This window comes from Thiobacillus thiophilus (assembly GCF_055378705.1).
Map to the genome: position 1 here is coordinate 1,326,157 of NZ_AP042404.1, position 19,564 is coordinate 1,345,720.

The following is a 19,564-nucleotide window of genomic DNA, read 5'->3' on the forward strand; positions in this document are numbered from 1 at the left end:
GGCATCCAGGGCATGACCTGCGCCAGCTGCTCGGCGCGGGTGGAAAAAGTGCTCGGCCAACTGCCGGGCGTCACCGACGCTACGGTTAACCTGGCGACCGAGACCGCGACGGTTTCCGGCGAAACCGACGTGGTGTCGGTACAGCGTGCCATCGAAAAAGCCGGCTTCGGCATGCCGACCGAATCCTTCGTCTTCGACGTCACCGGCATGACCTGCGCCAGCTGCTCGGCGCGGGTGGAAAAAGCCTTGAACAAGGTGCCCGGCGTGCTCGAGGCCAGCGTTAATCTGGCCACCGAACAGGCCACGATCAAGGTGGCGCGGGGCGTCCCGGCGGCCGTGCTGATCGCGGCGGTGGAACGCGCCGGCTACGGTGCGCAGCTGCCGCAATCCGCCGGCGAGGCCGCAGCCGCGCCGGCGCGCGTGCTGCCCGACTGGTGGCCCGTGGCGCTGGCCATCGCACTGTCGCTGCCGCTGGTTGTCCCCATGCTCGGCAGCCCGTTTGGTGTGCACTGGATGCTGCCGGGCTGGCTGCAGCTGGCGCTCGCCACACCGGTGCAGTTCTGGCTCGGTGCGCGTTTTTATCGCGCCGGCTGGAAGGCACTGCGTGCCGGCAGCGGCAACATGGATCTGCTGGTGGCCGTGGGCACCAGCGCCGCCTATGGCCTGAGCCTGTACCTGCTGCTGACGCATGCCGGCGCCACGCACCTGTATTTCGAGGCCTCGGCGGTGGTGATCAGCCTGGTGCTGCTCGGCAAGTGGCTGGAAGCGCGTGCCAAGCGCCAGACCACCGAAGCCATCCGCGCCCTGCAGGCCTTGCGTCCGCTCACCGCACGGGTGCGCCTCGACGGTGTCGATCGCGACCTGCCGATCGACGCCATCCACGTCGGCGACCTGGTGGTGATCCGCCCCGGCGAGCGGGTGCCGGTGGACGGCGAAGTGATCGAAGGCGCAAGCCAGATCGACGAATCCATGCTCACCGGCGAATCGCTGCCGGTCGACAAGCAGGCGGGCGACGCGGTCACCGGCGGCGCGATCAACGCCCACGGCATGCTGGTCGCGCGCACCACGGCGGTGGGTGCCGAGACCACGCTGGCACGCATCATCCGCCTGGTGGAGAACGCACAGGCTGCCAAGGCGCCGATCCAGCGGCTGGTGGACAAGGTGAGCGCGGTGTTCGTGCCGGTGGTGATGGGCATCGCGCTGGTAACCTTCATCGCCTGGTGGACGCTCGGCGGCGACGCCGAAGTCGCCATCCTCAACGCGGTGGCGGTGCTGGTGATCGCCTGTCCGTGTGCGCTCGGCCTCGCCACCCCAACCGCGATCATGGCCGGCACTGGCGTCGCCGCGCGCCACGGCATCCTGATCAAGGACGCGGAGGCGCTGGAGCTGGCGCACAAGATCACCACCGTGGTGTTCGACAAGACCGGCACGCTGACCGACGGCACGCCGCAGGTGACGGCCTGCGTGGCCACGGACGGCATTGAGCGAAATGAAATCCTGGCGATCGCGGCCGGCCTGCAGGCGGGCAGCGAGCACCCGCTGGCGCGCGCGGTGCTGGCCGAAGCGGCTGCGGCAGGGGTCGCGCCCACTGCCGCGCGGGCACAGCAGGCGCTGCCGGGGCGCGGCCTCGCCGGCGAGACGGCGGGCGAACTGTATTGGCTGGGCAACCGCCGGCTGATGGTCGAGAACGGCGTCGACACCGCCGCCCTCGATGCCGCCGCGGCTGAACAGGAAGCCGCGGGCCGCAGCGTGTCGTGGCTGGCGCGTGCGCGCGACCGCCGCGCGCTCGGCGTGCTGGCGTTCGGCGACGCGGTCAAGGCCACGGCCGCCGCCGGGATAGCGAACCTCAAGGCGCGCGGCATCGCCACCGTCATGCTCACCGGCGACAACCGCGGTGCGGCGCAGGCCGCAGCTACGGCGCTCGGCATCGACCGCGTGCTGGCCGAGGTGCTGCCGGCGGACAAGGAAGCCCAGGTGAGCCAGCTGAAGACTGCGGGCCAGACGGTGGCGATGGTCGGTGACGGCATCAACGACGCGCCTGCCTTGGCCACCGCCGATGTCGGCATCGCCATGAGCAGCGGCAGCGACGTCGCCATGCACACCGCCGGCATCACCCTGATGCGCGGCGACCCGGCACTGGTGGCCGACGCCATCGATATTTCCAAACGCACCTACGCCAAGATCCGGCAGAACCTGTTCTGGGCGTTTGTCTACAACGTGGTGGGTATTCCGCTGGCGGCGGCAGGCTTCCTGAACCCGGTGATCGCCGGCGCCGCAATGGCGTTCTCCAGCGTCAGCGTGGTGACCAACGCGCTCACCCTCAAACGCTGGCGGCCGGCCCGCCGCGTCGAATGAGCGCCGGCGTGGCCGCTTGAATCTTTAAGCCTTTGGCTCCCTGACGGGTCACCAACGACACAACTTGCAGGCGCGCCCGCAAGGGGCAGGCCGTGGTTGGTAAGGCCGTGAAGCGTCAACAACCACGCACGGCCCCCCCTCACCTCCGTATTAGCGCCGACCTTCCCAGTCGTACACCACCTCGATCATCACCAGCGCACGCACCGGACGGCCGCCCTTTTGCGCCGGCGCAAAGCGCGCAGCGCGAAATGCCTTGAGCGCCGATTCGTCGAATACGCCGGGGGGGCTGGCGCTGACGATTCCGATGTCGCTGACGCGGCCGTCGACTTCCAGTTTCAGCTGCAGGCGCACCTTGCCCGACAGCCGTCGGCGGTCGGCATCGAAGGGATAGTCCGGCACGATTTCACGCAGTGCGCGCGGTTGCACATCGAGATCGCGTGCAGTGTAAAAGGTGAGATCGACCGAACTGGTGATCGTCGCGACCGGCGCCGGCGCAGCCGGTGGAGCGGCAACGGGCGCCGGCCGGGAGTCAGCTGGGGCGACAGACGGCGCTTCGGCGACAGGTGATGCTTCAGCGGCAGGCGGCTCAGGCTCAGCGGGCGGCGGAGCAGGCGGCTCGGCCACCGGCAGCGCCTCGGGCGTCTCGCTCGGCGCGAGCAGCGGCACGGCCTTGGGGGGCTTTTCAGGCGCTTTCACTGCGGGCGCCGGGGGCGTCTCTGCAGCCGGCGGCGTATCCACAGCCGGCGGCGCGATGGGCGCCGACACCAGCCGCGCCTCGATCGCCGGCTCGCCCAGGCTCAGCGACGTCGGCGGCACCACCTGCACCAGCGCAATCAGTGCCGCATGCAAGCCCAGCGAAATCCACGCAGCAGCCAGCACTCGCCGCAGCCGGGGCGGAATCATCGGTTCCTCAATGGAAGCATTCACCGGCATTAATGCCCTTCAGGGTACTTTTTGACAGCGCAGGAAATCGGGGTGCCAGCCTGGAATGAGGGCCGGAAAAACGACAGGAGTAGATCATGAGAAGACTCGCCATTGCGGGCGCCATCTTAGCATCGGCGCTTGCCGCGCCGGCGTTGGCCAACGACATCGAACTCGTCAAGGCCACCATCAAGGCCGCCGACGGCTCCGAGGTGCCGGTCGAAATCGCCACACCGGCGGGCAAGGGCCCCTTCCCGCCGGTGTTGTTCATCCACGCCAAGCGCGGCCACGAAGGCGACGAACGCGCGCACGTGCGAGAACTTGCCGCCCAGGGCTTTCTCGTCGTCGCCCCCGACTGGCAGAGCGGCCGGTCGGCATCGTCGGCCTCTCGCGCGGCCCCTATTACGCGATTCGGCTGGCCGCCAAGCGCGGCGGCGATGTCGCCGCCATCGTCAGCTACTACGGCCACATGCAGAACCCCAACGCGCCCGAACCGGATCAGCTGTTCCGCGTCGCCCCGGAGATCATGCTGATCACCACGCCGATGCTTTATCTGATTGGTGATGCCGATTACGAACTGCGCCGCATGAATGGCGGACGCGCCTTCTATGCGCTGTGGGAGCGCGGGGTGCCGGTGGAATGGCAGGAGTACCCGATGGCGCGGCGTGCGTTCGACTTCCGTCCGGACCAGACGCCGGAGGAGAAGATTGCCACGCGGCATGCGCGGACGCGGACGAAAAACTGGTCGATGCAGTGGATGAGGCTGACGACGGAGATGAAGTGTCAGTGATGTAGTTGAATGGGGCGATGTGCTGGGGTTCGTTGGCCGGGGTAACCCGGTCAACGGTCAGCAGCTCCGTGAAGGCTCAACCGCCAAGCGTGCTCCGCGCGAAACAAAAGACTGGATTGCTTCGCTGCGCTCGCAATGACGAACGTCGTTTGTGCCCCGTTTTGATTCCATTTCCCCACCCCACGCACCACAACCGTTCACCCCAACTCACCTCACAGCAGCCAAAAATCAATATAAGCATTTGATAATTAACCACTCTCAGAGCTGGCACGACACCTGCTGCATCCCAACTGAGTGTCCAAACCGCAAGGCCCGGTTGCTCCATCAAAGGGTAGGCCGTGGTTGTCCCCGCAAGGGAGAGGCCGTGGTTGTAAGCTGCTGACGCGGCAACAACCACGCACAGGCAGTCTCCTCCGACTTTGCGGCCTCTCCGGAGACCGCCTTTTTTCGGTCGGGTAAAAACATTGAGACGAACATGCGTGTATTGATTGTCGAAAATCAGCCCGAACGGCTGGCAATGCTGGTGCCCGCCCTGGAAGCGGCGGGCTGCGTGGTCGCGGCCACGTTGAATTCCGCACGCTGTCTGGACGCGCAGATGCAGGCGCTGCGCCCGGACGTGGTGATCATTGCGCAGAACTCGCCCGATCGCGACACGCTGGAACACATCTGCGTGGCGAACCAGGATTGCCCGCGGCCGATCGTGATGTTCACCGGTGACGGCAGCGCGGAGTCGATCCGCGCGGCGACGCAGGCGGGGGTGACCTCCTATGTGGTCGACGGCCTCGACACGGCGCGCATCCGCCCGATTCTCGACGTGGCAGTGTCGCGCTTCGAAGCGTACCAGGCGCTGCACGGCCAACTGGAGCAGACGCGCCTTGAGCTGTCGGAACGCAAGCTGGTCGATCAGGCCAAGGCCTTGCTCATCAAGCAGACAGGCGCATCGGAACCCGAGGCATATCGCGAGATGCGCCGCGCGGCGATGGATCGCGGTCTGAAGCTGGCGGACATCGCGCGGCAAATTCTGCAAAAAACAGCAGTCCGATAAGTGCTGCACCGATTGGTGCATGGCACCACGAATACGCACCGCACGAGTGCGCAGCACAGGCTTCCAGACTTGTGCGCCGCAAGACAGATTCCACGCCAAGCCTTGCACTGCAAGACAATCAAGCATCTGGCACGGCGGTTGCTAATCCTCAACTGAACAGTCGCAACGATGTGGCTTTCAGCGTAACCGTCAACTCTTTCGCAACTGGACAAAGGCGTCCGCCCTCAAGGCGACGCCTTTTTATTTGGAGAACCACCGTGAGCGACACCCAGGACAAATCCCTCGTGCAGGATCCGGGCAAGCGTGACTTCATGAAAAAGACCACCGGACTTTCCGTCGCCGCCGCCCTGATGGCGCTGGTGCCTCCGGGCGTGCGCCAGGGCGCCTGGGCCGCCGGCTCCGACGCGCCGGAAAAACCCAGGCTCAGCATCGGCTTCATTCCGCTGACCGACTGCGCGTCGGTGGTAATGGCCTCGGTGAAGGGCTTCGACAAGAAGTACGGCCTCACCATCATGCCGAGCAAGGAAGCCTCGTGGGCGGCGGTGCGCGACAAGCTGGTCAACGGCGAGCTCGGCGCGGCGCACGTGCTGTACGGCCTGATCTACGGCGTGCAGCTCGGCATCGGCGGGTCGAAGAAGGACATGGCGGTGCTCGCCAGCATCAACCATAACGGTCAGGCGATCTCGCTGTCGAATCAGCTCAAGGCCAAGGGCGTGACCGACGGCGCCTCGCTCGCCAAGCTGGTGAAGGCCGAACCCCGCGAATACACCTTCGCCCAGACCTTCCCCACCGGCACCCACGCGATGTGGCTGTATTACTGGCTGGCCGCGTACGGCATCGATCCGTTCCGCGACGTGAAGAACATCGTGGTGCCGCCCCCGCAGATGGTCGCCAACATGCGGGTGGGCAACATGGACGGCTTCTGCGTGGGCGAGCCATGGAACGCGCGCACGATCCGCGACAACATCGGCTTCACCGCCGCGACGTCGCAGGAAATCTGGAAGGACCATCCGGAGAAGGTGCTCGGCGCCACCGCCGAATTCGTCGAGAAGTATCCGAACACCGCGCGCGCCATGGTGGCGGCCATTCTCGACGCGTCAAAGTACATCGACGACATGAAGAACCGCGCCGAGGTGGCCAAGGTCATCGCCGCCAAATCCTACGTCAACACCGACTTCGACTCGATCGTGGGCCGCATGCGTGGGGTGTACGACAACGGCATCGGCAAGAAGTGGAAAGACCCCGACTACATGAAGTTCTACAACGGCGGTACGGTGGGCTTCCCCTACCTGTCGGACGGCATGTGGTTCCTCACCCAGCACAAGCGCTGGGGCCTGCTGAAGAATCACCCCGACTACCTGGCGGTGGCGAAGAAGGTCAACCGTATCGACATCTACAAGGCCGCTGCGGCGATGACCAAGACGCCACTGCCGAAATCCGACATGCGTTCGAGCAAGCTGATCGACGGCGTGGTGTGGGACGGCAAGGACCCGGTGAAATATGCCGACAGTTTCAAAATCAAAGCCTGACCAAAATCAAGGTCTGATCACAGAAAGGATACGTCATGACACCCGAAAAAATCACACTGGTTCGCAGCAGCTGGCAGCAGGTGCTGCCGATCAAGGACAGCGCGGCCCAGCTGTTTTACGGCCAGCTGTTCGCGCTGGATCCGTCGCTGCGCAGCCTGTTCAGGGGCGACATGATCGAGCAGGGGCGCAAGCTGACGACCATGATCCACATGGTCGTCAGCAGCCTCGACAATCTGGCACCCCTTCTCGGCGCCGTCGAGGATCTGGGACGCCGTCACATCGCTTACGGCGTCACGGAAGCGCATTACGACACCGTGGGAAGCGCGCTGATCTGGACCCTGGCCAAGGGGCTGGGACAGCAGTTCACCCCGGCTGTCGAGGACGCCTGGGCGGAAGCCTATGACACGCTGGCATCCGCCATGAAACAGGCCGCCTACACCCCGGCATGAAAGCCTCGGCCGCCTGCCCGACAGGCACTGGCGGCCGCCAGGCGCCATTAACACTCAGGAGTGCGATATGAGCGCAATCAATGCAACACCCGAAAGTCTGAACGAAATCCTGTCGGGCGAGGATATCGCCCCGGCATCCAAAGCATCCGCTGGCGCAGCGCCCGTCCGGTGCACGCCCTATTTCGAAACCGAATCGGGCAAGCGCTTCGTCGAAGGCACGCGGACCCTGCTCAGGAATGCCATCCCGCCGCTGCTCGGCATGCTGCTGTTCGTGGCGCTGTGGGCGCTGGTCGCCAACAGCGGCGGGCAGATTCCGGGCCCCGGCGAAACCTGGGATGCCGCGGTGAAACTGTTTTCCGACCCGTTCTATGACAACGGCCCCAACGACCAGGGCATCGGCTGGAACATCCTCAACTCGCTGGGCCGGGTCGGCATCGGCTTCGGTTTTGCCGCCGCCGTCGGCATCCCGCTCGGCTTCATGATCGGCCGCTTCGACTTCCTCAACCGCATGCTCTCGCCGATCATCAGCATCCTGCGCCCGGTGTCGCCGCTGGCCTGGCTGCCGATCGGCCTCCTGGTGCTGCAACGGGCCGAACCGGCGTCGATCTGGGTGATTTTCATCTCCAGCATCTGGCCGATGGTGCTCAACACCGCCGCCGGCGTGCAGCGCATCCCGCAGGACTACATGAACGTTGCGCGCGTGCTCAACCTGTCCGAGTTCAAGGTGTTCACCAGGATCCTGTTCCCGGCGGTGCTGCCGTATGTGCTGACGGGTGTGCGGCTGGCGATCGGCGTCGCCTGGCTGGTGATCGTCGCCGCCGAAATGCTCACCGGCGGCGTCGGCATCGGCTTCTGGGTGTGGGACGAATGGAACAACCTCAACGTCGCCCACATCATCATCGCCATCTTCGTCGTCGGCATCGTCGGACTGCTGCTGGAGCAGATGCTGATGCTGATCGCGAAGCGGTTTAGTTACGAATAAGTGGTGAGCGGAGAGTCGAGAGCGGAGAGCAGGTAAGCCAGCTCTCGCTCACAAACTCTCGACTCACAGCTCTCGACTCTCCACTAAAGGAAAAACGATGCAAAGCTACGTCCAGATCGAAAACGCCTCGATGGTGTTCAGCACCAGAAAAGGCAAGTTCACCGCCCTCACCGGCATCGACCTCCACGTCAATCAGGGCGAGTTCATCGCGCTGATCGGCCACTCCGGCTGCGGCAAGTCGACGCTGCTGAATCTGGTGGCCGGACTGCTCGACGTCACCGACGGCGTTCTGCTGCTCGCCAACAAGGAGATCAAGGGGCCCGGGCCGGAACGCGGGGTGGTGTTCCAGAACCACTCATTGCTGCCCTGGCTCAGCGCGTTCGAGAACGTTTACCTCGCGGTGGAAAAAGTGTTTGGCCGCACGGAATCCGGAAAACAACTGAAGGCGCGCACCAACGCCGCGCTGGAACTGGTGGGGCTGACCCACGCAGCCGCCAAGCTGCCGGGCGAAATCTCCGGCGGGATGAAGCAGCGCGTCGGCATCGCCCGCGCGCTGGCGATGGAGCCGAAGGTGCTGCTGATGGACGAGCCCTTCGGCGCGCTCGACGCGCTGACCCGCGCGCACCTGCAGGACGAACTATTGAAAATCGTCGCGGCGACGCAAAGCACGGTCATCATGGTCACCCACGACGTCGACGAGGCGGTGCTGCTCTCCGACCGCATCGTGATGATGACCAACGGCCCGGCGGCCACCATCGGCGAGATCCTCACGGTGGACCTGCCGCGCCCGCGCGACCGCCTGCAACTGGCGCACGACCCGCACTATCACGGCCTGCGCAGCCAAGTGCTGGAATTCCTCTACAGCCGCCAGATGCGGCCGAAGGAGGCGGCCTGAGGCAAAAACAACGGGGCAATGCGCCTTGCCCCGCATAGCGGGTGCGGATAGACTCTCGGGGTTGCTTTCGATCGTCTGTTTCGTGAATTTCCATCCCCCTGCCCGCCATGCCGCGCCGACGTGAGCCCCGCCCCGCGCCCGCGCTGGAACTGAAAACCACGCGGCTCGCCGGGATACAAGTCATCCTCAACAGCGCCGAACATGCTGTGCTGGCCACCCACATCGGCACGCTGTTTGCCGCGACGCCGGACTTTTTCGGCGGTGAGGCGGCGGTGTTCGAGTGCGGCCGTTTGCCGGTCGACGCGGCCGCGCCCGACTGGGCTTGGCTGGCGCAGGAACTGAAAAGTCGCGGCCTGAATCCGTTCGCGGTGCAGAATGCATCAAACGAACTGGCCGCAGCCGCCGCCAGGGCGGGTCTGCTGGTGCTGAATGCCGCCGCGCCTGCGCCGGCTGCGGTCGAACTGGCGCCTGAACCCGAACCCGTGGCGGCGCCGGTTGAAGCACCCGCAGTATCCGCCGCTGTCCCCACCCGCATCATCGACAAGCCGCTGCGCTCGGGCCAGCGGGTCTATGCGGCGGGCGGCGACATCGTGGTGCTGGCCGCGGTCAATCCCGGCGCGGAAGTGATCGCCGACGGCAGCATCCATGTGTATGCACCGCTCAAGGGGCGGGCGCTCGCGGGCGCTCGCGGCGATGTCACGGCGCGGATTTTCACCACCCATCTCGAGGCCGAACTGGTCTCGATCGCGGGCGTGTATCGCACCTTCGACACGGCGCTGGATGCCGCCGTGGCGAAAAAGCCGGCGCAAATCCGCCTGGCCGACGCCAGCCAGCTCGTCATCGAACCTCTCTAACTCCACGCAAAAAAGGAAGCTCCGTGACCACCATCATTACTGTCACCTCCGGCAAGGGCGGCGTCGGCAAGACCACTACCAGCGCCTCGATCGCCAGCGGTCTCGCGCTGCGCGGCTACAAGACGGCCGTGATCGATTTCGACGTCGGCCTCAGGAATCTCGACCTCATCATGGGCTGCGAACGCCGCGTGGTGTACGACTTCGTCAACGTCATCCAGGGCGACGCCAACCTGCACCAGGCGCTGATCAAGGACAAGCACGCCGACAACCTGTTCGTGCTGCCCGCCTCGCAGACCCGTGACAAGGACGCGCTCACCGAGGAGGGCGTGGAAAAGGTGCTGCAGGAACTGGCGCATCAGGGATTCGACTACGTTGTCTGCGACTCGCCCGCCGGCATCGAACACGGCGCGGTGGTGGCGCTGACCTTCGCCGACGTGGCAATCGTCGTCACCAACCCGGAAGTCTCGTCGGTGCGTGACTCCGACCGCATCCTCGGCATCATCCAGTCGAAAAGCCGCCGTGCCATCGAAGGCCGCGAGCCGGTGAAGGAACACCTGCTGGTCACCCGCTACTCGCCCAAACGCGCGCACGAGGGCGAGATGCTGACCTACACCGACATCCAGGAACTGCTGCGTATTCCGCTGCTGGGCGTCATCCCCGAATCCGAAGCGGTGCTGCAGGCGTCCAACCAGGGTATCCCGGCAATCCACCAGAAAGACACGCCGGTCGCCGACGCCTACCAGGATACGATCGGCCGCTTTCTCGGCGAAGAACACCCGCTGCGTTTCGCCGAGTACGAGAAGCCGGGCCTGATCAAGCGTCTATTCGGAGGCAAGTGACATGTCCTGGCTCACCCTCATATTCGGCGAAAAGAAAGCCACTGCCTCGGTCGCCAAAGAGCGGCTTCAACTCATCATCGCTCGCGAGCGCGTGGGCCTGTCCGGCCCCGATTTCCTGCCCGATCTGCAGAAAGATCTGGTCGCAGTGATCTCGAAATATGTCAAGATCAACCCGGAAGACATCAAGGTCGGGCTGGAAAAACAGGGGAATTTCGAGGTGATCGAAGTCAACATCGTGCTGCCCGAGATGCGCTGATCTCGCACACGCATCCCTGAATTGCCCCGCGGGCGGTGGCTACGCCGCCGTCGATGTCCGACTGGAAAGCATCTTTCGCTTCGATCGATATACCTATATTGAATTGAGGTCGCGGGCGTCCGATCGGCACGCGCCGCGCAAGTCAAATCAAAACATGGAGAACGCACATGAACCGCCATCCAAAGGTTTTATCGCAACCCGGTTGCCGCCTGCCTGCGGCGTTCGCCCTCTTGGCGTTCGCCCTCACGCCGTTCACCGCCGCATCGGCTGCAGCGGAGGGTCGGGAAATCGCCCTGCTGGTTGGCGAAGGGGGCAGCGATTATGAAAGAGCGGGGCTTAGCCTGCGCTTCGGTCCAATGTGGTCCGCCGACTGGGGCAGCTGGAAGGCCTCGCTGCGCCCCGAACTTGAACTGAGCCACTTCAGGTTCACCGGCGCGGGTCCGGGGCCGGACAGCCTGAACCAGTTCGGTGGCATCGGCCGCCTCCACCTCCATTACGGCGAAGGCCGCCTGCGGCCCTATGCCGAAGCCGGACTCGGCGTCTCCCTGTTCAGCCGCGACACGCTGGGCAACAAGGATTTTTCCACCCGCTTCCAGTTCTCCCAGCACCTAGCCGTGGGCGTCGAGTTTGCCCAATGGGGATTCGCCGGCCTGCAGTATTCCCATTACTCCAATGCCGATATCGAGGAGCCGAACGACGGCATCGACCTGCACCAGATCGTACTTGGCGCGCGTTTCTAGGGAAGCACTGATTAATTCAATATGGCCGTCATCCTATGCTTGCGCCAACTCGTTTTGAATAGGATATTCGAGACGAGCCAGGAGTAGGGTCTGAAGCCGAAGTTGTCATGAGTCGTTCGAGGCTGTTCGCAATGGTGGTTGCCCTTCTCCGCCCTTACTGATTCCGGACAGTTCATTGGGGCGTGACCCCGCATTCAGGATGGATGGAAAGTGTAAGTGGCTGGTTTTTCATACATTTCCAAGGATTCAGGGGTGATTGATGATTGTAGGCATTGATATCAGCAAGAAATGGTTTGATGCGGCCTGGCAGGTGGATGGTCAGGGCCGGCATCAGCGCTTTGAGTACACCGATGAAGACATCGGCCAGTTGTTGGCGCAAACGCCCGAGGCGGCACACTACGTGATGGAAGCAACGGGAACCTACCATGCGCGCTTGGCGCTCAGGCTGCATGAGTCGGGGCGGCGAGTGAGCGTAGTCAACCCGCTGGTCATCAAGCGCTTTTCCCAAATGCAGCTGTCACGGGTAAAGAGCGACCGTGCGGATGCCGAGTTGATCCGGCGCTATGGCGAACAGCAGCCCTTGTCGCCCTGGGCGCCCGCCACGGATGAAGTACTTGAATTGCAGCAGGCGCATGGCTGGCTGAACGACCTGATCGGGGAGCGCACCCGGCTGCTCAACCGGCGCGAAGCCCATGCCCACCACGCCAAACCCAACGCCTTCGTCATTTCGCAGATGGCAGCGCAGTTGCAGCAACTGGACGGACAGATCAAGACATGCGAACGGCATCTGGAGGTGATGGTAAAAAAGTCTTTTACCGAGTTGTTTGAGCGGCTGCTCACGATTCCCTCGATCGGCGCCAAGACGGCGATCGAGCTGATCATCGTGACGGACGGCTTCAGGCGCTTCGAGGACGTCAAGGCGCTGTGCGCCTATATCGGGGTGAGCCCGACGACATTCCGCTCGGGCAGCTCGGTCAATGGCAAAGGCGGGATCGCCAAGCTGGGGCAGGGGCGGATGCGTCAATTGCTCTACCTGTGCAGTTGGACCGCGAAGACCTGCAATCCGGCCTGCAGGGCACTGTATGCCCGCTTGAAAGCACTGGGCAAGCCGCCGAAGGTCATCAACGTCGCAATTGCGCATAAATTGTTGAGGCAGGCCTTCGCGGTGGCAACGACCAATGCGCCTTTCTCGACAGAATATGCTTGACGAGAAGCACAGTTCATTGCGAGCGCAGTGAAGCAATCCAGCGTATTTGATTAAGCGGGCATTTCTGGATTGCCGCGTCGCTGCGCTCCTCGCAATGACAAATTAATCAGCGGTTCCCTAGGCCACGGTTGCCGCGAGGCGGATAAGGCTTCTCGGCTCGGTCGAATCGAGAGGACATCAAGGTCGGGCTGGAAAAACAGGGGGATTTCGAGGCGATCGAAGTCAACATCGTGCTGCCCGAGATGCGCTGACCCGCCTCGCATCACCGGTGTCCGGCCTGCAGGGGCGTAAATTCCCGGCGTGCCAGGTAGTCTCCCACTGCACGCACAGACAGCTTGATCCCCAAGTCGCGCTCGATGAGTTGGCGCACTGCGGGCCGACTCCACAGCGCAAACTCCATCTTTGATCTGCTCGGGGCGTTTGTCGATGACGATGGCCTGAATGGCGCGCTCTTGCTCAGGCGTCAGGCTGCGTCCCGTGCCCGGCTTCTTGCCTCTGGCGTGGGGCTTGAGTGCGCCAGCCCCGCCTTGCTCGAACAGGCGCAGCGCAGCGTTGACGCCGGACCGGCTCAAACCAGGTTGTTGGGCGATTTGCATCACGCCCACGCCTTTGCGATGCAAGCGGATGACTTGTTTTCGGCGTTCATGCAGCACTTCCCGCGACTGCTTGCGTGCATCTTCTTTTTCCATGGAAGTGGGCGTCGCAAAATCTGCAAAAGTTCATGAATATTATGATGCCGGGTCTATAAGCAAGGGCCGCACGCCGGCCAGGGCGTCGGCAAACCGGCACGGGTGTCGTAAGTCCGCCGCCTGTCGCGGTATCATGTCGCCCCATGCGCCCTCACGAAATCGACAGCCTCGACACCCTGCGTCTGCGCATCCGCGAATTCGCACGGGCGCGCGCATGGGAAAGCTACCATACGCCCAAGAACCTGGTCATGGCGCTCTCCGTTGAAGCGGCGGAACTGCTGGAACCCTTCCAGTGGCTGACCCCTGAGCAAAGCCAGCACCTGAACGCCGAGCAGCACGAGGCGGTGCGCCAGGAAATTGCCGACGTGCTGATCTACCTGACCCGGCTGGCCGATCTGCTGAGCATCGACCTGCTCGATGCCGCTGCCGACAAGCTGGCGCTCAATGCGCGAAAATATCCGGTCGAAAAAGCGCACGGCAATGCCCTCAAATATTCGGAATTCGAGAAATGACTGACCTGTATTACAAGCACCACGTCTTTTTCTGCACCAACCTGCGCGAGGACGGCGCCAAATGCTGCGGCGCCTCGGGCGGCCAGCACATGCGCGATTACCTGAAGAAGAAGGTCAAGCAGGCCGGCCTCAACGGTGAAGGCAAATGCCGCATCAACAGCGCCGGCTGCCTCGACCGCTGCGACGAAGGCCCGCTGCTGGTGGTGTATCCGGAAGGCGTCTGGTACACCTACGTGGACGAGACCGACATCGATGAAATCTTCGAGGTCCACCTCAAGCAGGGGCGTATCGTCGAGCGTCTGCAACTGAAGTGAAGCGGCCGGGCGAAGCGGCCAAAATAAAACGCTACAAGCTGCGCATCCCGGTTTCAGTCGGCAAGCTGGAAACCGTGATCGACGACCCCGAAACCGATCGCCGCGGCCTGCTGCTGGTGGCCCATCCGCATCCGCTGCACGGCGGCAGCCTCGACAACAAGGTCGTCACCACCCTGGCCCGCGCCGCCAACGAGGCCGGCTGGGTCAGCGTGCGGCCGAACTTTCGCGGCGTCGGCATGAGCGACGGCGCATTCGACGCCGGGATGGGCGAAACCGAGGATCTGCTGGCGGTCGCCCGCTTCGTCGAAGCGAGCTACCCCGGCCTGCCGTGGGCGCTGGCCGGGTTTTCCTTCGGTGCCTTCGTGCAGCACCGGCTGCGCCAGGAACTGCAAGCCCAGCGCCTGATCCTGGTCGCGCCGGCGGTCACCATGTACGAGTTCGACCCGGTACCGGCGGACACCGTGGTGATTTTCGGCGACGCCGACGAACTCATCCCGCCCGCCGCCATGCGGCTGTGGGCCGAACAGCAACGGCTTGCCATGAAAACCATTCCGGGGGCCGGGCATTTCTTTCACGGCAAGCTCAAGGAACTGAAACAAGCCTTCATGGAGGCCTGTCCGTGCTGAAGGTGCGTGGCCTCACCAAGCGCTACGGCGACATCGAGGTGGTGCGCGGTCTTGACCTGAACGTGCGGCGCGGCGAATGCTTCGGCCTGCTGGGCCCCAACGGCGCCGGCAAGACCACCACGCTCAGGTTGCTGCTCGGGCTGATCGAGCCCGACGCCGGCAGCATCGAGCTGGCCGGCATCGCGGTGCCGCAGCATGCGCGCGAGGCGCGCATGAAGATCGGCGTGGTACCGCAGATGGACAACCTCGACCCGGATTTTTCGGTGCGCGAAAACCTCCTCGCCTACGGCCGCTATTTCGGTATGGACAAGGCCGCCATTGCCGCGCGCGTGCCTCAGCTGCTGGAGTTTGCCGGACTCGCCAGCAAGGCCGACGCGCAGATCGCCCAGCTGTCGGGCGGCATGAAGCGACGGCTGACGCTGGCGCGTGCGCTGGTGCACGACCCCGACATCCTGTTTCTCGACGAGCCCACCACCGGCCTCGATCCGCAGGCGCGCCACCTGATCTGGCAGGGCCTGCGGCGGCTGATCGCGGACGGCAAGACCATCGTGCTGACCACGCATTTCATGGAAGAGGCCGAACGCCTCACCGACCGGCTGGCCATCCTCGACCATGGCCGCATGGTGGCCGAAGGCGCACCGCGTACGCTGATCGAATCGCACATCGAGCCGGCCGTGGTCGAGGTCTACGGCGAGGGGCTGGACGCCTGGAGGCGCGATCACGCCAACGCTGTCTGCCAGCGCTTCGAGACCGTCGGTGAAACCCTGTTCTGCTACACCTGTAATGCCGAGCAGGTGATCGACGTGCTGAAGCGGGCGCCCGCGCTGCGCTACCTGCACCGGCCGTCGAACCTGGAGGACGTGTTCCTCAAGCTCACCGGGCGGGATCTGCGGGATTAGATGATGAAAATGCGTTCCAACCTGCGACTCCCCCGCCTGTCCTGGCGCTTCATCCCGGTGTGGCAGCGCAACTACCTGGTGTGGAGAAAGCTCGCCATTCCGTCCATCCTCGGCAACCTGGCCGACCCGATGCTGTACATGCTGGGTCTGGGATACGGCCTCGGCAGCCTCTTGCCCGACGTCGGTGGCATGCCCTACCTCACCTTCCTCGCCGCCGGTACGGTGGCCTACAGCACGATGAACGCCGCCACCTTCGAGGTGCTGTATTCGAGCTTCTCGCGCATGCATGTGCAACGCACCTGGGACGCCATCATGAACGCGCCGCTCACGCTCGACGACGTAATGCTGGGCGAACTCACCTGGGCGGTGGCCAAGAGCCTGCTCTCGGGGCTGGCGATCCTGGCGGTGATCTGGGGGCTGGGACTGTACGGCAACTTCTGGATGACGCTGTGGATCATCCCGGTGGTGGCGCTGGTCGGCTTCTGCTTCGGCGGCCTGGGGCTGGTAATGAACGCGGTGTCGCCCAGCTACGACTTCTTCCTCTACTACTTCAGCCTGGTGATCACGCCAATGGTGCTGTTGTGCGGCGTGTTCTTCCCGGTGTCGCAACTGCCGCTGCCGGTGCAGGCGGTATCGGCCTGGTTGCCGCTCACCCACGCCATCGACCTGGCCCGCCCGCTGGTCGTCGGCATCGCGCCCGGCAACATCGCACTCCACGTCGTAGCGCTGCTGATTTACGGCAGCCTGGGCTACGTCATTGCGCTGGCGCTGACGCGGCGTCGGCTCCTGAAATAATGTAGCCGCACATCGATTTCTCGACTCATTGCAGATCGGGCATCACGCGTTTCATATAGCCGTCAAACAGCGGTACGGTAAAGCTGTTATCGCCATGCGATGGACTGTACACCATCCCTTTGCCAATCAAGGTTGAACGAATCGGCGCTACGGCCTGGACATCCCGGTTCAGTAAATGGGCGATATCACCGGAGCGGTGCGGCCCCTCACCCAGCTCCGCCATAGCACGCAAGTACCGCTTCTCTGCCGGCGTGAGTCGGTCGAATCGAACCCTGAAAAAGCTGGCGTCCAATTCCTGGATGGCAAGCTCGGTTGCTGAAACTGCGTCCGCTCTCGTTATGGGTGAAGCATGTGCGCAGTGCCAACTGTGCTTACCCCACTCTTGAAGGAAATAGGGATAGGCCTTGGTTTGTGCCAGGATTTCCTCCAGCGCTCTTTCTTCATAAGCCACGCCCAATTCCTTCGCAGGCACCACCAGCGCCCTCCGCGCCTCGCTCTCTTTAAGCGGCCCTATTTCGGGGTATTCGAACAGTCGCTCGGCATAGGATTTGGCACGGCCTGCGCGCCCAACTAATTGCGGCTTTCTCGATAATTTCATCGCGCCCTGCCAGTTCAGGAGGCTGCGTACCGGCGCCAGGGGCGTATGGGCTGATGCGCGGATCCATATGTAACAACCTTATTATGGTTTATCTAAATAACATAACTTTGGATAATATAGATATACATTCGGATCGTCCATTGGCCACAAGCCATCGACCAAGAAACCGGCTATACCCCCGCCGCCTGCTGGTCGGCGTGGTAGCTCGACCGCACCATCGGGCCGCAGGCGGCATGCTTGAAGCCCATCGCCAACGCTTCCTGCTCGAACTGGGCGAAGCGCTCGGGGGTGACGAAGCGCAGCACCGGCAGATGATGCTGCGAGGGCTGCAGGTACTGGCCGAGGGTGAGCATGTCGACGCCGTGCGCGCGCAGGTCGCGCATCACCTGCAGGATCTCGTTGTCGTCCTCGCCCAGCCCCAGCATCAGGCCGGATTTGGTGGGGATGCCGGGATGGCGTGCCTTGAAGTTCTGCAGCAGTTTCAGCGAATGCGCATAGTCGGCGCCGGGGCGCACCGCCTTGTACAGGCGCGGTACGGTTTCCAGGTTGTGGTTCATCACGTCGGGTGGCGCACGATCGAGCATGGCGAGCGCCTTGTCGAGCCGACCGCGGAAATCCGGGGTGAGAATTTCGATGCGGGTGGCCGGCGAGGCTTCGCGTACCGCCGCGATGCACAGCGCAAAATGCCCGGCCCCACCATCGCGCAGGTCGTCGCGGTCGACGCTGGTGATCACCACGTATTTCAGCGCCATCAGCGCGATTGTCTCGGCCAGATGGCGCGGCTCATCCGCGTCCGGCGGCAGCGGGGTGCCGTGGCCGACGTCGCAGAACGGGCAGCGTCGCGTACAGAGGTCGCCGAGGATCATGAAGGTGGCGATGCCGTGGCCGAAGCATTCGCCCAGATTGGGGCATGAGGCTTCCTCGCACACGGTATGCAGCTTCGCCTCGCGCAGGATGTCCTTCAGGCGTCCGACATTGGGCACATTGGACGATTTGGCGCGAATCCACGACGGCAACCTCATTCTGGGTTGCGGCACGATCTTGATCGGGATGCGTGCGGTCTTCGCCACGCCTTTGTGCTGGATGGGATCTGCCATAATGGGCTCGGAACAACTCTGGGAACATCAACCCTGTGGATTTTAGCCTATGCAACTGCTGACCCTGGCCCTTCTCGCAGCATGGCCGCTTGCCGCCCTCGCCACCGAACAAAGCGTCGACGCGGATACCGGGCTTGCCACCTGGCAAACCGAAACCGCCGGCATCCAGGTGCGCCTGACCCAGATCAGTCCGGACCAGGCACGCGGTTTTTATCAGGCGCGCGGATTCGCGCCCGAAGCGGCGGAACGCTACGCCACCGAGTGCGTCTTCATGACCGTAGTGCGCAATATCGGCAGCACGCCGATCCGTCACCGGCTGGCCGACTGGCGCTATGAATCGGTCGGGCAGCCGCCGCGCGCCATCCGCAGCAAGACCCAGTGGGAGCGCCTCTGGAAGCATCTGGACGTACCCGAAGCGGCACGCATCGCCTTCACCTGGGCGCAGTTCCCCGCCACGCAAACTTTTGCGCCGGGCGACTGGAACCAGGGCATGACGAGCTACAGTGTGCCGCGCGGCGGTGCGTTCACGCTGCGCTTCGTCTGGCGCGCCGACGGCAAGCGACATTCAGGAAAACTCGAACAGGTGAGGTGTGCCGATGAAAATGCGTAATCGATTGACGAGCATGGCGTTTGCCGTGCTTTGCTTGCCGGGCGTGCCGGTGGCGAGCGCCATTGCGGCCGACCTGCCGCCCCTGTCCCGCAGCCTGACCAGGCAGGCGCCCAAGCCCGCCCCGATGCTCAAGCTCAAAGACCTCGACGGCCAGCCGTACGACCTCGCGCAATTCAAAGGCAAGGTCGTGCTGATCAATTTCTGGGCCACCTGGTGTCCGCCGTGCCGGCGCGAAATGCCGTCGATGGAACGTCTGTCGCAGACGCTCAAGGGCGAGGCCTTCAGTGTGCTGGCGGTGGATGTCGGCGAGAATGCCGACACCATCGAGACCTTTACCGGGCAGCTCGACACCGTCCCGACCTTCCCCATCCTGCTCGACACCCGCAGCCGCACCATGCAGGCGTGGAAAGTAGCGGGGCTACCGACCACCTTCCTGGTCGACAAGCAGGGGCGCATCGTCGCCAGCGCCATCGGCGGGCGCGAATTCGATCACCCGGAAATTATCCGGGCGATCCGGGAGTTGCTGGAGAAGTAGGGGTCAGGGAAGACCACAGGGCATCCC

At 63.9% G+C, this 19,564-nt stretch carries 22 protein-coding genes and 1 pseudogene; 19 read left to right on the forward strand and 4 right to left on the reverse strand.

The features are described from left to right. The first annotated feature begins 12 nt into the window (after positions 1-12). Positions 13-2,355, forward strand: a complete 2,343-nt coding sequence (locus ACZ41T_RS06475) for a heavy metal translocating P-type ATPase (protein ID WP_464923933.1) — start codon at positions 13-15, stop codon at positions 2,353-2,355. A 150-nt stretch (positions 2,356-2,505) separates the two neighbouring features. Here the strand turns inward: ACZ41T_RS06475 and ACZ41T_RS06480 are convergent, their stop codons facing one another. After that, a complete protein-coding gene (locus tag ACZ41T_RS06480; RefSeq protein ID WP_464923656.1) occupies positions 2,506-3,258 on the reverse strand; it encodes an energy transducer TonB in 753 nt (250 codons plus the stop codon). Positions 3,259-3,343: 85 nt separating this feature from the next. Between ACZ41T_RS06480 and ACZ41T_RS06485 the strand changes: the two genes are divergently transcribed. The 11 genes from ACZ41T_RS06485 to ACZ41T_RS06535 all read left to right on the forward strand — a co-directional run bounded on the left by ACZ41T_RS06485 (position 3,344) and on the right by ACZ41T_RS06535 (position 12,862). Next, on the forward strand, positions 3,344-4,066 hold the full coding sequence (locus tag ACZ41T_RS06485) for a dienelactone hydrolase family protein (protein ID WP_464923657.1): 723 nt from the start codon (positions 3,344-3,346) through the stop codon (positions 4,064-4,066). Between the two features lie 475 nt (positions 4,067-4,541). After that, positions 4,542-5,111: an ANTAR domain-containing response regulator gene (locus ACZ41T_RS06490; protein ID WP_464923658.1), complete on the forward strand. Its 570-nt coding sequence runs from the start codon at positions 4,542-4,544 to the stop codon at positions 5,109-5,111. 257 nt (positions 5,112-5,368) lie between these two features. Beyond that, a complete protein-coding gene (locus tag ACZ41T_RS06495; protein WP_464923659.1) occupies positions 5,369-6,640 on the forward strand; it encodes a CmpA/NrtA family ABC transporter substrate-binding protein in 1,272 nt (423 codons plus the stop codon). A 35-nt stretch (positions 6,641-6,675) separates the two neighbouring features. Then, a complete protein-coding gene (locus tag ACZ41T_RS06500) occupies positions 6,676-7,089 on the forward strand; it encodes a globin family protein (RefSeq protein WP_464923660.1) in 414 nt (137 codons plus the stop codon). 67 nt (positions 7,090-7,156) lie between these two features. Continuing rightward, positions 7,157-8,071 (forward strand): nitrate ABC transporter permease, encoded by a 915-nt coding sequence (gene ntrB / locus ACZ41T_RS06505; RefSeq protein ID WP_464923661.1) that lies wholly within the window; start codon positions 7,157-7,159, stop codon positions 8,069-8,071. A gap of 97 nt (positions 8,072-8,168) precedes the next feature. Continuing rightward, complete coding sequence (locus ACZ41T_RS06510) at positions 8,169-8,966, forward strand: ABC transporter ATP-binding protein (RefSeq protein WP_464923662.1); 798 nt, start codon at positions 8,169-8,171, stop codon at positions 8,964-8,966. Positions 8,967-9,073: 107 nt separating this feature from the next. Next, the gene (gene minC, locus ACZ41T_RS06515) at positions 9,074-9,820 is read left to right on the forward strand and encodes a septum site-determining protein MinC (RefSeq protein WP_464923663.1); all 747 of its coding nucleotides are present in this window, start codon (positions 9,074-9,076) and stop codon (positions 9,818-9,820) included. Positions 9,821-9,843: 23 nt separating this feature from the next. Next, entirely contained in the window at positions 9,844-10,659 is an 816-nt protein-coding gene (gene minD / locus ACZ41T_RS06520) for a septum site-determining protein MinD (protein ID WP_464923664.1), read from the forward strand. Between the two features lies 1 nt (position 10,660). Further along, positions 10,661-10,915 carry a cell division topological specificity factor MinE gene (gene minE, locus ACZ41T_RS06525; RefSeq protein WP_464923665.1) on the forward strand — a complete coding sequence of 85 codons (255 nt, stop codon included), beginning with the start codon at positions 10,661-10,663 and terminating at the stop codon, positions 10,913-10,915. Between the two features lie 167 nt (positions 10,916-11,082). Beyond that, the gene (locus ACZ41T_RS06530) at positions 11,083-11,655 is read left to right on the forward strand and encodes an acyloxyacyl hydrolase (protein WP_464923666.1); all 573 of its coding nucleotides are present in this window, start codon (positions 11,083-11,085) and stop codon (positions 11,653-11,655) included. A 259-nt stretch (positions 11,656-11,914) separates the two neighbouring features. Next, positions 11,915-12,862 (forward strand): IS110 family RNA-guided transposase, encoded by a 948-nt coding sequence (locus tag ACZ41T_RS06535; protein ID WP_464922210.1) that lies wholly within the window; start codon positions 11,915-11,917, stop codon positions 12,860-12,862. A 283-nt stretch (positions 12,863-13,145) separates the two neighbouring features. Here the strand turns inward: ACZ41T_RS06535 and ACZ41T_RS06540 are convergent. Next, positions 13,146-13,551: pseudogene (locus ACZ41T_RS06540) on the reverse strand (helix-turn-helix domain-containing protein); the annotation flags it as partial. A gap of 143 nt (positions 13,552-13,694) precedes the next feature. Here ACZ41T_RS06540 and ACZ41T_RS06545 point away from each other — a divergent pair. The 5 genes from ACZ41T_RS06545 to ACZ41T_RS06565 are packed head-to-tail and all read left to right on the forward strand — an operon-like array spanning position 13,695 to position 16,697. Continuing rightward, on the forward strand, positions 13,695-14,063 hold the full coding sequence (locus ACZ41T_RS06545; RefSeq protein WP_464923667.1) for a nucleotide pyrophosphohydrolase: 369 nt from the start codon (positions 13,695-13,697) through the stop codon (positions 14,061-14,063). Next, entirely contained in the window at positions 14,060-14,377 is a 318-nt protein-coding gene (locus ACZ41T_RS06550; RefSeq protein WP_464923668.1) for a (2Fe-2S) ferredoxin domain-containing protein, read from the forward strand. The genes ACZ41T_RS06545 and ACZ41T_RS06550 overlap by 4 nt, the downstream gene beginning before the upstream one ends. Then, entirely contained in the window at positions 14,374-15,003 is a 630-nt protein-coding gene (locus ACZ41T_RS06555) for an alpha/beta hydrolase (protein WP_464923669.1), read from the forward strand. The genes ACZ41T_RS06550 and ACZ41T_RS06555 overlap by 4 nt, the downstream gene beginning before the upstream one ends. Then, a complete protein-coding gene (locus tag ACZ41T_RS06560; RefSeq protein ID WP_464923670.1) occupies positions 14,997-15,902 on the forward strand; it encodes an ATP-binding cassette domain-containing protein in 906 nt (301 codons plus the stop codon). Before ACZ41T_RS06555 ends, ACZ41T_RS06560 begins: the two co-directional genes overlap by 7 nt. A gap of 3 nt (positions 15,903-15,905) precedes the next feature. After that, entirely contained in the window at positions 15,906-16,697 is a 792-nt protein-coding gene (locus ACZ41T_RS06565; RefSeq protein ID WP_464923671.1) for an ABC transporter permease, read from the forward strand. Between the two features lie 25 nt (positions 16,698-16,722). On the opposite strand, the gene ACZ41T_RS06570 is transcribed toward ACZ41T_RS06565, so the two are convergent. Both ACZ41T_RS06570 and lipA read right to left on the reverse strand, forming a co-directional pair. Then, a complete protein-coding gene (locus tag ACZ41T_RS06570; protein ID WP_464923672.1) occupies positions 16,723-17,295 on the reverse strand; it encodes a hypothetical protein in 573 nt (190 codons plus the stop codon). A gap of 170 nt (positions 17,296-17,465) precedes the next feature. Then, entirely contained in the window at positions 17,466-18,392 is a 927-nt protein-coding gene (gene lipA, locus ACZ41T_RS06575) for a lipoyl synthase (RefSeq protein ID WP_464923673.1), read from the reverse strand. Between the two features lie 49 nt (positions 18,393-18,441). Here lipA and ACZ41T_RS06580 point away from each other — a divergent pair, with 49 nt between their 5' ends. Next, positions 18,442-19,002 carry a hypothetical protein gene (locus ACZ41T_RS06580; RefSeq protein ID WP_464923674.1) on the forward strand — a complete coding sequence of 187 codons (561 nt, stop codon included), beginning with the start codon at positions 18,442-18,444 and terminating at the stop codon, positions 19,000-19,002. Further along, positions 18,989-19,537: a TlpA family protein disulfide reductase gene (locus tag ACZ41T_RS06585; RefSeq protein WP_464923675.1), complete on the forward strand. Its 549-nt coding sequence runs from the start codon at positions 18,989-18,991 to the stop codon at positions 19,535-19,537. Before ACZ41T_RS06580 ends, ACZ41T_RS06585 begins: the two co-directional genes overlap by 14 nt. Positions 19,538-19,564 lie beyond the last annotated feature (27 nt).